9 protein-coding genes and 1 riboswitch are annotated in these 12372 nt (G+C 70.8%); of the genes, 1 reads left to right on the top strand and 8 read right to left on the bottom strand.

The annotated features are described in order from the left end of the window. Nucleotides 1-64 precede the first annotated feature (64 nt). Nucleotides 65-2593: an ABC transporter permease gene (locus ACFYXA_RS23795; protein ID WP_389036021.1), complete on the top strand. Its 2529-nt coding sequence runs from the start codon at nt 65-67 to the stop codon at nt 2591-2593. A 61-nt stretch (nt 2594-2654) separates the two neighbouring features. Here ACFYXA_RS23795 and ACFYXA_RS23790 read toward each other — a convergent pair whose 3' ends face one another. From ACFYXA_RS23790 to ACFYXA_RS23755, 8 genes are all read right to left on the bottom strand, one after another. Further along, nucleotides 2655-3956 carry a class I SAM-dependent methyltransferase gene (locus ACFYXA_RS23790; RefSeq protein ID WP_389036019.1) on the bottom strand — a complete coding sequence of 434 codons (1302 nt, stop codon included), beginning with the start codon at nt 3954-3956 and terminating at the stop codon, nt 2655-2657. Between the two features lie 495 nt (nt 3957-4451). Beyond that, complete coding sequence (locus ACFYXA_RS23785; protein WP_352247755.1) at nt 4452-5837, bottom strand: NAD(P)/FAD-dependent oxidoreductase; 1386 nt, start codon at nt 5835-5837, stop codon at nt 4452-4454. Between the two features lie 473 nt (nt 5838-6310). After that, entirely contained in the window at nt 6311-7252 is a 942-nt protein-coding gene (locus ACFYXA_RS23780; RefSeq protein ID WP_389036016.1) for an exopolyphosphatase, read from the bottom strand. Next, nucleotides 7249-7794 carry a DUF501 domain-containing protein gene (locus tag ACFYXA_RS23775; RefSeq protein WP_351098345.1) on the bottom strand — a complete coding sequence of 182 codons (546 nt, stop codon included), beginning with the start codon at nt 7792-7794 and terminating at the stop codon, nt 7249-7251. The genes ACFYXA_RS23780 and ACFYXA_RS23775 overlap by 4 nt, the downstream gene beginning before the upstream one ends. Nucleotides 7795-7815: 21 nt before the next feature. Next, nucleotides 7816-8292, bottom strand: a complete 477-nt coding sequence (locus ACFYXA_RS23770) for a septum formation initiator family protein (protein WP_130442447.1) — start codon at nt 8290-8292, stop codon at nt 7816-7818. Nucleotides 8293-8434: 142 nt separating this feature from the next. Then, nucleotides 8435-9721 carry a phosphopyruvate hydratase gene (eno, locus tag ACFYXA_RS23765; protein WP_130442670.1) on the bottom strand — a complete coding sequence of 429 codons (1287 nt, stop codon included), beginning with the start codon at nt 9719-9721 and terminating at the stop codon, nt 8435-8437. A gap of 315 nt (nt 9722-10036) precedes the next feature. Continuing rightward, nucleotides 10037-10747, bottom strand: coding sequence for a transglycosylase family protein (locus tag ACFYXA_RS23760; RefSeq protein ID WP_389036013.1), 711 nt, complete (start codon nt 10745-10747; stop codon nt 10037-10039). A gap of 3 nt (nt 10748-10750) precedes the next feature. Then, a riboswitch (cyclic di-AMP (ydaO/yuaA leader) is annotated at nt 10751-10919 on the bottom strand. A 229-nt stretch (nt 10920-11148) separates the two neighbouring features. Further along, nucleotides 11149-12210: a transglycosylase family protein gene (locus ACFYXA_RS23755; RefSeq protein WP_389036009.1), complete on the bottom strand. Its 1062-nt coding sequence runs from the start codon at nt 12208-12210 to the stop codon at nt 11149-11151. Between the last annotated feature and the right edge of the window lie 162 nt (nt 12211-12372).

Raw genomic sequence — 12372 nt, 5'->3', positions numbered from 1 at the left:
TCCCCTTGCCTCAGGGCGACTTGATCGCCTTCCGACCTCCGGACCACCTGGACTGAAGAAACCCATGTTCCGTACCGCCTTGCGCAATGTCTCCGCGCACAAGGCCCGGCTCCTGATGACCGTGCTCGCCGTGATGCTCGGCGTGGCCTTCGTGTCGGGGACCCTGGTCTTCACCAACACCATCTCCGAGGCGCTCCAGAAGAGCTCCGCCAAGGGCTTCGACCACGTCGACGTCGCCGTCACGCCCAGGGTCCCGGAGGACGAGGGCAACCGGATCAGCAAACTCCCCGACCTCACCGACGCGGTGCTCGACCGCAGCGCGCACGTGCCGGGCGCCGCCTCCGCCGTCGGCGTCGTACGCGGCTTCACCGCGATCGCCGGCAAGGACGGCAAGCTGGCCGGCGGCGGCTTCCAGTCGGAAGGCGGGAACTACTGGGGTGCGAAGGACGCGCGCTACCCGCTCGCGGAGGGGCGCGCACCGAAGGGCGACGGCGAGGTGCTCATCGACTCCGCGACCGCGAAGCGCACCGGGTACGAGGTCGGCGACACCGTACGGATCTCGGTGAACGGCCCCGTCCTCACCCCGAGGATCACCGGCGTGTTCACCACCGACGACGGCAACGTCGCGGCCGGCGGCAGCCTCGCCCTCTTCGACACCGCCACCGCGCAGAAGCTGTTCGGCAAGCCCGGCACCTACCACGAGATCGACGTGACGGCGAAGCCCGGCGTCAGCCAGGCCGCGCTGCGCGCCGAGCTGGACAAGGCGCTGCCGAAGGGTCTCTCGGAGACCGCCACCGGCGAGCAACTCGCCGCCGACCAGGCGGAGATGATCTCCCGGCAGATGTCCGGCCTCAAGCAGACGCTGCTGGTCTTCGCCGGCATCGCGCTCTTCGTCGGCACCTTCATCATCGCCAACACCTTCACCATGCTGGTCGCCCAGCGCACCAAGGAGCTCGCACTGATGCGCGCGGTCGGCGCCTCCCGGCGGCAGATCACCCGCTCGGTGCTGATCGAGGCGTTCGTGGTGGGAACGGCCGCCGCCGTGACCGGACTGGTCGCGGGCATCGGCATCGGGGCGGGGCTGCGCTCGCTCATCAGCTCGCTCGGCGCCGTCGTCCCGGCCGGACCGCTGGTGGTCTCCCCCTCCACCGTCGGCACGGCCTTCGCGGTGGGCGTCCTCGTCACCATGCTCGCCGCCTGGCTGCCGGGCCGCCGGGCCGCGAAGATCCCGCCGGTCGCTGCGATGAGCAGCGTGCACACCCCGGCCACCGGCAGGTCGCTGGTGCTGCGCAACACGCTGGGCGCGCTGTTCTCCGCCGCGGGGGCCGCCGCCGTCCTGGCCGCGACCACGATGAAGGGCAGCGACGGGCAGGCGCCCATGAGCATCGGTGCGATGCTCCTGGTCATCGGCGTCTTCATCCTGACTCCGCTGCTGTCGCGCCCGCTCGTCGCGGCCGCGGCACCGGCCCTGCGCGTGTTCGGCGTCTCGGGCAAGCTGGCCCGGCAGAACGCGGTGCGCAACCCGCGCCGCACGGCGGCCACCGCCTCCGCGCTGATGATCGGCCTCACCCTCATCACCGGTATGACGGTCATGGCGGGCAGCCTCCAGAGGTCGATCGACAAGATGGCGTCGGCGGCGATCCGCGCCGACTACGTGGTGTCCATGGCGAACGGCAACGAGCTCTCACCGGACGTCGAGAAGAAGCTGAAGGACGTCGAAGGCGTCACCGCCACCAGCCCGATGCGCAACGGCTACGCCCGGATCGACGAGGGAACCGAGTACCTCACCGGCGTCGACGGGCGCACGTTCGGCGAGCTGACCGACCTGAAGGTCGAGGGCGGCGCCTTCACGGTCCGCGGGGCGCAGGTCGTCGTCGACAGCGTCACCGCCGAGGCGCACGGCTGGAAGGCGGGCTCGGGGTTCACCGCCCACTACGAGGACGGCAAGTCGCAGCGGCTGACCGTCGCCGGCGTCTACGAGGGCAACGAGATGATCCAGGGCATCATCCTGGACAGCTCCGTCCTCTCCCCGCACCTGAGCGACCCGGCCGACATGCAGGTCTTCGTGAAGACCTCGGGCGGCGCGACGGACGCGGCGAAGGACCGGCTGGAGAAGGCCCTCGGCTCCAACCCTGCCGTGAAGGTCCGGGACAAGAAGGACCTCTCCGACGAGATCGCGAAGATGTTCACGCTGATGCTGAACATGGTCTACGGCCTGCTGGCCATGGCCGTGATCGTCGCGGTCATCGGCGTCGTCAACACCCTGGCCATGTCGGTGTTCGAGCGCTCCCAGGAGATCGGCATGCTGCGGGCGATCGGCCTGGACCGCACCGGCATCAAGCGGATGGTCCGGCTGGAGTCCCTGGTGATCTCCCTGTTCGGCGCGGTGCTCGGCATCGGGCTCGGTGTGTTCTTCGGCTGGGCGGCCGGTGAGCTGCTCGGGACGAGGATGGCGACGTACGAACTCGTCCTGCCGTGGGGCCGTATGGCCCTGTTCCTGGTGCTGGCCGCCGCGGTGGGCGTGCTGGCGGCGCTGTGGCCGGCGCGGCGGGCGGCGCGGCTGAACATGCTGGCGGCGATCAAGTCGGAGTGAGCGGTGCCCGAGGGACCCCGTCGCGGTGTGCGGCGGGGTCCCTCGTCGTCTCCCCGCGCCGTCAGTTCCAGGTGCGGGCGCGCAGGGGCATGCCGGAGGCGCCGGAGTCCGGGGTGCGGACGGCCAGGACCTGGTTGACGGAGATGCGGTTGCGCTCGAACGCGAGGGCGGACGCCGCCATGTAGAGGAGCCAGACGCGGGCCCGGCCGGGGCTGGTCAGGGCGGTGGCCCGCGACCATCCCGCGTCCAGGTTGGCGACCCAGCGGCGCAGGGTGAGGGCGTAGTGCTCGCGGATCGACTCCACGTCACGGACCTCGAAGCCGGCGCGTTCCAGGTGGGTGACCGTGGTGCCGACGGGGGAGAGCTCGCCGCCGGGGAAGACGTAGGCGTCGATGAAGGCGTCGAGGCGGTATTCGCTCTCGTCCTGCTGGGGGCGGCGGGCGATCTGGTGGTTGAGCAGCCGCCCGCCGGGGCGCAGGAGCGTGTGCAGGGCGGCCGCGTACTCCAGGTACTTCTCCGCTCCGACGTGCTCGGCCATGCCGATGGACGAGATCGCGTCGTACGGGCCGTCGGTGACGTCGCGGTAGTCCTGGACGCGGATCTCGACCACGTCGGTGAGGCCGGCGTCCGCGACGCGCTTGCGGGCGTAGGTCGCCTGCTCCCGGGAGAGCGTGACGCCGACGACGCGCACGCCGTGCTCGCGCGCCGCGTGGATCGCCATCGAGCCCCAGCCGCAGCCGACGTCCAGCAGCCGCTGACCGGGCGTCAGGGCGAGCTTGCGGCAGACGAGTTCGAGCTTGTCGTGCTGGGCCCGCTCCAGCGTGACCTCGGGGGATCGCTCGGGGGAATCCCAGTAGGCGCAGGAGTACACCATGGACGGGCCGAGGACGAGTTCGTAGAAGTCGTTGCCCACGTCGTAGTGGTGGCTGATGGCGCGGCGGTCGGAGCGGCGGGTGTGGAGGTGGCCGGGGCGGCGGACCTCCTCCGGCGGCGGGGCGGGCGGCAGCGGCGGGCCGGCGAGTGCGAACAGACCGCGGACGGCCTCGCGGAAGCGGGGGTCGCGCAGGGCCTCGGTGAGGGGTCTCGCGTCCTCGTCCCGCTGCCAGACGGGGCCGGAGATGCGTTCCAGGGCGGTGTAGAGGTCGCCCTCGATCTCCAGGTCTCCGGCCACCCAGGCGCGGGCCAGGCCCAGTTCGCCCGGCTTGAACAGGAAACGGCGCAGGGCCCTGCGGTTGTGTACGACGAGGGTCGGCGCGTCGGGCGGGCCGGCCTGCGAACCGTCCCAGGCGCGGATGCGGAGCCGGAAGGGGGCGGCCAGCAACTGTTCGACGAGGGCGTGGAGCCGCGGGGCGGCGTCAGCCATGATGCACACCTCCGTGAGGGGTGATCCCGGAATGTCCTGACACCACGAAAGCACTTGGGGGGCTGTGTGCCAGCGGTTGGCTCCGCCGGTTGTGAAGTTTTTTGCCCACCCACCCACCCGCCTCGCTCGGACATGGATGGCACCCCCCGCGGGGCTACGCCCCACACCCCCTGCGGACGCCCCCCGGTTGCGCAGATTTTTGCCCACCCACCCGCCCGACTCGCTCGGACGTGGACCGTACCCTCCGTGGGGCCACGCCCCACACCCCCGGCAGGCGCTCCGCCCGTCGCGCAGATTCCCGCCCGTCCGACTCGCCCGGACGCAGAACGCGCCCCTCCGTCGAGCTGCGCCCCGCAGCCCGGCGGGGGGCGTAGTCCCCACCGGGCCGCCGGGCTCGGTGGGGGCTGCGGTGCCCGGGGCACGTCCCCGGAGGGGGTATGCGGAAGGGCCGCCCGCACCACGGATGGCGGGCGGCCCTTTCGGGGGTGTGCGGGGTCAGGAAGCCTTGACCTCGGTCTTCTCCTGCTTGGGGGGCGCTGCGACCGGGGCCGGCTTCGCGGCCTCGTAGAACTCCTCGCGCGGGGACTCCAGCGCGCCGAGGGCGACGACCTCACGCTTGAGGAACATGCCGAGGGTCCAGTCCGCGAAGACACGGATCTTCCGGTTCCACGTCGGCATCGCCAGGCCGTGGTAGCCGCGGTGCATGTACCACGCCAGCCGGCCCTTGAGCTTGATCTTCATCTTGCCCATGACGATCATCGCGACGCCCTTGTGCAGGCCGAGACCCGCAACCGCGCCCTTGTTGGAGTGCGAGTACTCCTTCTGCGGGAAGCCCCGCATGCCGGAGACCACGTTGTCGCCGAGCACCTTGGCCTGGCGCAGCGCGTGCTGCGCGTTCGGCGGGCACCAGGCGTTCTCCACGCCGGCCTTGCGGGCGGCGACGTCCGGGACCTGGGCGTTGTCGCCGGCGGCCCAGATGTAGTCGGTGCCCTGCACCTGGAGCGTCGGCGCGCAGTCGACGTGACCGCGCGGGCCGAGCGGCAGGCCGTAGCGGCCGAGGACCGGGTTGGGCTTGACGCCCGCGGTCCACACGATCGTGCTGGAGTCGACCTCCAGTCCGTTCTTCAGGACGACGTGGCCGTCGACGCAGGAGTCCATCGAGGTGGAGAGGTAGACCTCCACACCGCGGCCCTCCAGGTGCTCCTTGCCGTACTGGCCGAGCTTGGGGCCGACCTCGGGGAGGATCTTGTCGGCGGCGTCCACGAGGATGAAGCGCATGTCCTCACGGGACACGTTCTTGTAGTACTTGGCCGCGTCGCGGGCCATGTCCTCGACCTCGCCGATCGTCTCCGCACCGGCGAAGCCTCCGCCGATGAAGACGAAGGTGAGCGCCTTGCGGCGGATCTCCTCGTCGTTGGTCGAGTCGGCCTTGTCGAGCTGCTCCAGGACGTGGTTGCGCAGGCCGATGGCCTCCTCGATGCCCTTCATGCCGATGCCCTGCTCGGCGAGGCCGGGGATCGGGAAGGTGCGGGAGACCGCGCCGAGCGCGACGACCAGGTAGTCGAAGGGCAGCTCGTACGCCTCGCCGACGAGGGGGGCGATCGTGGCGACCTTGCGGTCCTGGTCGATGGTGGTGACGCGGCCGGTGAGGACCTCCGCCTTGGGCAGCACGCGTCGCAGCGGGACGACGACGTGCCGCGGGGAGATGTTGCCGGCGGCGGTTTCGGGGAGGAAGGGCTGGTAGGTCATGTACGACCGGGGGTCGACGACCGTGACGGTCGCCTCGCCGTAGCGCATCTTCTTGAGGATGCGCCGAGCTGCGTACAGGCCTACGTACCCACCGCCTACTACGAGGATCCTGGGACGCTCCGTGGTGCTCATGCCATCGAGTATCCACCCGCCTCAGGGGGGTAGCTCGTGCGCCCCTTCACAAGCTCGCTCAGGGTGTGTGCTATCCTCCGCGGCCCACGTGATCCAGATCATGGCGGCGAAGGGGAACCAGCAGGCACCCCGCACCGTTGTCAATGCCGCGTGAGCTGCCTCTCCGATGGTGAACGGCCCGGGTGAGCCGTCCGAAACACCCCTCCTCCAGCCCTTCGCGAAACGTCCACCCACGCGCCTTTTGAACATGTTCACAGGGCCGTTGGGCCCCCGGAAGGGCCAACCGGGGTCGATCCACGCTCCCACCGGCCCCATTTCCTTGTGAAGAACTTCACGAAGTTTTTCGGGGCGGCTCCCCGGAGTGCGGAAAAGGGGCTCCGAAGAGCCCCTTCGACCCGCTCAAACGTTGTCCGCACTGCTCAGCAGAGTGCCACGGCAGCGTCGCCGCAACCCCCTCGCGGGCACGGTTCGGCTCAGGCCACCGACCATGCGATGCCGTCGAGGATGTCGTGCTCGCTCACCACGACCTCCTCCGCTCCGATCCGGTCCATGATCGAGAGCAGTACCAGGGCGCCGGCGGCGATGACGTCCACCCGGCCCGGGTGCATCGACGGGACGGCCGCGCGCTCGGCGTGGGTGGAGCGCAGCAGCCACTCGGCGATCTCGCGGACCCGCTCACGCGGGACACGGGAGTGGTGGATGGCCGCCGAGTCGTACTCCGGCAGCTCCTGCGCGATCGCCGACACCGTCGTCACCGAGCCCGCCAGACCCACCAGCGTGCGCGCCTCGCGCAGCGGGACCGTCTCCTCGGCGAGGTCGAGCGCGGCCTCGATGTCGGCGCGTATCGCCGCGATCTGCTCCGCGGTGGGCGGGTCGCTGACCGCGCCGTCCACCACGAGGTGCCGCTCGGTCATCCGCACACAGCCGACGTCCACCGAACGCGCCGCCCGCACCCGGTCGTCGCCGACCACGAACTCCGTCGAGCCGCCGCCGATGTCCACCACCAGGTAGGGCCTCGCCAGGTCGTCACGGCCCGTCAGTTCCCGCGTCGCCCCGGTGAAGGAGAACTCCGCCTCCTGGTCGCCGGAGATGACCTCCGGCTCCACACCGAGGATGTCCAGCACCCCGCGCACGAACTCGTCCCGGTTCTCGGCGTCACGGGAGGCGGAGGTGGCGACGAAGCGCAGCCGCTCGGCGCCGTGCTCCTTTATCACCGCCGCGTACTCCCGGCACGCGGCGAAGGTCCGCTCCAGCGCCTCGGGCGCCAGCCGGCCGGTGCGGTCGACGCCCTGCCCGAGGCGGACGATCGTCATACGCCGGTCCAGCTCGACGAGTTCACCGCTCGCGGGGTCCGCGTCGGCGACGAGCAGCCGGATCGAGTTCGTACCGCAGTCGACGGCGGCGACGCGGCTCACTGGGCCTCCCCCTCGCCGGACGGCGGCTCCGGCAGCGTCACGCAGGCGCCCTTGGCCCACCACTGGGGCAGCATCGCCAGCGCCTCGTCCCCGAGCGGGTTCACCCCGGGGCCCGCGGCCAGCGAGTGCGCCACGAGGACGTGCAGGCACTTCACCCGGTCCGGCATGCCGCCCGCGCTCGGGAAGCCCTTCAGCTCCTCGATCTCGTCGCGCCGCCGGACGTAGTCCTCGTGCGCGGCCCGGTAGGCGGCGGCGAGCTCCGGGTCCGTCCCCAGCCGCTCCGTCATCTCCTTCATCACGCCGTTCGCCTCCAGCGTGCCGATCGCGGAGTTCGCCTTGGGGCACGTCAGGTAGTACAGCGTCGGGAAGGGCGTGCCGTCGGGCAGACGGGGGGCCGTCTCGACGACGTCCGGCTGCCCGCAGGGGCAGCGGTGGGCGATCGCGCGCAGACCGCGCGGCGGGCGTCCGAGCTGCTGCCGGAAGGCCTCGACGTCCGCGTCGGTGGGCTCGGTGCGCTCGGTGGTCGGCGGGGGCGTTTCCATGACTGTCTTTCTATCGGTCATTCACTGGTCGGCGGCGTCGGACTTGTCGACCCCGTCCCAGACGTTCGAGTACCAGGGGCGGTCGGCGGCGCCGAGGTCGGTACGGGACTTCCTGGCGGCGCCCGGGTCGATGACGACGAAGCCCGTCTCCCCCGGCATCACGTAGTGCAGCCGCTCCCGGATCCGCTGCTCGGCATAGGCGTCGTCCTGCCACCGTGCCTTGAGGTCGCGCAGTTCCTCCACCCGCTGCCGGGCCTGCTCCCGCTCGCGCTGGAGGTCGGCGATCTCGGCGCGCTGGGAGACGTACTGGCGCATCGGGTAGGCGAGGGCCACCACGAGCGAGCACAGGACGAGCGCGAGCAGGGCGGCGCGGCCGGTGAGGCGGGAGCGGCGGGCCTGCCGTTTGGTCTGCGAGCGGTAGACACGGGCCGCCGTCTGCTCGCCGAGCAGCCTGATCCTGGTCGTGGTGGAGAACCGGTCCCGGTCCCTCACGGACATGTCCCCGCCTCCCGTCTCGTCCCGCGTGGCACGTGTTCCGTCCCGCGTCACACGCGCGTACGTCCCCGCACACGGTACGGGACCGGGTACGGGGACGTACGTACGACGCTGCCTGATGAGGACGTCAGGCCGTGGCCGCGTCTCAGTTCGTGAAGCGGAACCGGGGGAAGGCGCTGCGGCCGGCGTACACCGCGGCGTCGTCGAGGATCTCCTCGATGCGCAGCAGCTGGTTGTACTTGGCGACGCGGTCCGAGCGGGCCGGGGCGCCGGTCTTGATCTGACCGCAGTTCACGGCGACGGCGAGGTCGGCGATGGTGACGTCCTCGGTCTCGCCGGAGCGGTGGGACATCATGCACTTGAAGCCGTTGCGCTGGGCGAGCTCGACGGCGTCGAGGGTCTCGGTCAGCGAGCCGATCTGGTTCACCTTGACCAGCAGGGCGTTGGCGGCGCCCTCCTCGATGCCGCGGGCGAGGCGCTCGGGGTTGGTGACGAACAGGTCGTCGCCGACGAGCTGGACCTTGTCGCCGAGGCGCTCGGTGATGGTCTTCCAGCCCTCCCAGTCGTCCTCGAACAGCGGGTCCTCGATGGAGACCAGCGGGTACGCCTCGACGAGCTCGGCGTAGTAGTCGGTCATCTCGGCGGCGGAGCGCTCCTTGCCCTCGAAGACGTAGACGCCGTCCTTGTAGAACTCGGAGGCGGCGACGTCGAGCGCCAGGGCGATCTGCTCGCCGGGGGTGTAGCCGGCCTCCTTGACGGCCTCGAGGATGAGGTCGAGGGCGGCACGGTTGGAGTCCAGGTTCGGGGCGAAGCCGCCCTCGTCGCCGAGGCCGGTGCTCAGGCCCTTGCGCTTCAGCACCTTCTTGAGGGTGTGGTAGACCTCGGCGCCCCAGCGCAGGGCCTCGGAGAAGGACTCCGCGCCGATCGGGGCGATCATGAACTCCTGGATGTCCACGTTGGTGTCGGCGTGCGAGCCGCCGTTCAGGATGTTCATCATCGGCACCGGCAGCAGGTGCGCGTTGGGGCCGCCCAGGTAGCGGAACAGCGGCAGGTCGCTGGCCTCGGAGGCGGCGTGGGCGACGGCGAGGGAGACGCCGAGGATGGCGTTGGCGCCGAGGGAGCCCTTGTTGTCGGTGGCGTCCAGGTCGAACATGGCCTGGTCGATCAGGCGCTGCTCGGTGGCGTCGTAGCCGACGAGCTCGGGGCCGATCTGCTCGATGACGGCGAGGACGGCCTTCTCGACACCCTTGCCGAGGTAGCGGTCGGGGTCACCGTCGCGGAGTTCGACGGCCTCGAAGGCGCCGGTGGAAGCGCCGGAGGGGACGGCGGCACGACCCGTGCTGCCGTCGTCGAGGCCGACCTCGACCTCGACCGTGGGGTTGCCTCGGGAGTCCAGGATTTCCCGGGCTACGACGACGTCGATGGACGGCACGAGCATCTCCTTCATGGGATGTGACGCTGGTTCGACTAGAGCCTAACCGCCCCGGGGCCGTCGGCAGCCGACCGACCGTCCCGTGGACAGACAGACGGTACACATTGTTCCCGGCCGGAACAAAGAGGGGTGGCGAGGAAGGCGGGCGAACACCGGGAGAACGCCCGGCGGCGGGAAGAACGAACCCCGCCCCGGTGCGTACGGGGGAGAACGCACCGGGGCGGGGAGCCTGTGGGGACGGGGGCGGCCCTCACGAGGCCCCGGGTGTGCGGGCCTCGCTCGTGAGGACGCTGCGGCTTCGGCCGGAGCCGGGCGTCACTTCAGGTGAAGCTGCTGGCCCGGGTAGATGAGGTTGGCGTCCTCGACGATGTCCTTGTTCAGCTCGAAGAGCTTGGCCCAGCCGCCGGCGACCTTCTGCTTGGTGGCGATGGTGCTCAGGGTGTCGCCCTCGACGACCTTGTACTCGCCGTCGCCCTTCTTGACCTTCTCGCCGGTCGGCGTGGTGACCGTCTTCTGGCTCTTGACGGCCGGACGCTCGGTCGAGCGGGAGGCGCTCTGCTTCTCGGTGGAGCGGCTGCCCGAGTCCGAGGAGCCGGAACCGCTGCCGGAGGAGCCGGAACCGGAGCCGCTGCCGGAGGAGCCGCCGGTGTACGCGGCGCCGGACAGGCCCTTGCCGCAGACCGGCCATGCGCCCTTGCCCTGGCTCGACAGGACCTTCTCGGCGACCTGGATCTGCTGCGACTTGCTCGCCTTGTCGGCGGTGGAGGCGTACTGCGTGCCGCCGTACGCGGACCAGGTGGAGGCGGAGAACTGCAGCCCGCCGTAGTAGCCGTTGCCGGTGTTGATGGACCAGTTGCCGCCCGACTCGCACTGGGCGACGGCGTCCCACTCGGAGGAGGTGGCGGCGGAGGCGTTGCCCGCGGCCATCAGCGGGGCGGCGATGGCGACGCCGGTGACACCGGCCAGCGCGGCGGCACGGGTGGCCTTGGCGGGACGACGGTGCTTGCCCTTGGCGGAAAACAGCATGGTGGATCCCCTCACCGACGCCTACGAGGTGAGCTGTCGGGTTCGGGCCGGTTGGGTTGCCCGGCCACTCCTCCGTCGGAGGCGTGGCTTCACCCCTAGCCGGATCCAGCTGAACCGCTGGGCCCGGCGCTTACCTTGGGTCCCCCGCTCCTGCCCGCGGCGCATGATGCGACGACTGTTCCCGGGCGGCCGTCGGCAGGATTCGGCGTAGCGGCAGCCGGGGCTCGGGTTGCCGAGCGGTCACGACCGTAGGCACGGAACCGACGGAATATCAAAGACGAGAGGGGCCTCTGAGACTCATCCCACACTTTCACCGAAACGGACATTTATGAGCGAAATGTGACGTGAACTCCCCCCGTTTCGGGGGGTTTTCGGCCCTCTTGATCCACTCCTCCGCCGGGTCAGCCGACCACGGTGACCAGGGTCTGACCGGGTGCGATGTCGGCCGGGTCGGCGCCGATGGAGTCCCGGTTGGCGTCGTAGAGGGCGCGCCATCCGCCGTCGACGCCAAGGGAGTCGGCGATGGAGTCCAGGGAGTCGCCGTCGCGGACGGTGTAGGTGCCCGCGGCGCCGAGGGGATTGGCGGCGTGGCGGCCGGAGGAGGGGGTGGTGTCGCCGGCACTCTCCTCCGCGGTGGAGCCGCGGTGGCGTCCGGAGCCGAGGGCGTCGGCGCCGGGCGCCTCGGCGTCGGCGGAGCCCGCGGTGAGGGAGCCGGTGTCGACGAGGCTCCAGGAACCGGCATCCTGACCGGACTTGTCCGACTCGTCCAGTTTCGGGGACTCGGTGGGCGAGCTGTCACCCGCCTGTGCCCCACCGGAGCCGGCCGCGCTGCCCGGCTTCGACGAGCCGTCACCCGCAGGGGAGGGCGATTCGGATGAACTGGACGAAGGGGAGGAAGGAGACGAAGGTGACACGGAGGGCGAAGACTGCGAATCACCCGCACTCTTCTCCGATCCGGCGGAGCCGCTGCCGGACTCCTGGGAGGAGCCCGAGGAACCGGAGCCTCTGGAGAGGTCGGCCAGGCCGGAGGTGATCGAGGAGTCGGACGAGTCGTCCGCGAGGCCGGTGTCCACGTCGCCCGTGGCCGCGTCGGCGGTGAGCCCGGAGGTCAGGCCGCAGGTGCCCCACGCGCCCACACCCTCGCCGGCGAGGACCTTCTGGGCGACGGCGATCTGCTGGTTGCGGCTGGCCAGGTCGGGACGCGAGGCGTAGTCGCTCCCGCCGTACTTGTCCCAGTCCTCCTGACTGAGCGACAGACCGCCGTACTCGCCGCCGCCCTGGTTCGCGCTCCAGGAGCCGCCGCTCTCGCACTCCGCCACCCGGTCCCACACGGTGCCGTCGGCCGCGCTCGCCGCCGAGGCGCCGAGCAGGGGGATGGCGATGGCGGAGCCGGTCACACCGGCCGCGACGATGAGGGCCGGGGCCTGGCGGGGGCGACGGTGACGACCGTTCCCGGTGAGCATGCGAACGCCTTTCTCGAGACAGCAGTGCCCTCGCGGCGAGCGAAAGAGGGTCGCCGCGTTGACGAGTGAACGTATCGGCAGACGATCGCTTGTCACAAGTTAATGCCGCGTAGATCACGTGAAGATCACAGAGTTGAGAATCGGTCACCTTCGTTTCGCAAT

Source organism: Streptomyces sp. NPDC002566, assembly GCF_042889585.1.
Taxonomy (GTDB): domain Bacteria; phylum Actinomycetota; class Actinomycetes; order Streptomycetales; family Streptomycetaceae; genus Streptomyces.
Note: the sequence above shows the minus strand (reverse complement) of the source record. Positions and strands in the feature narration are given on the sequence as shown.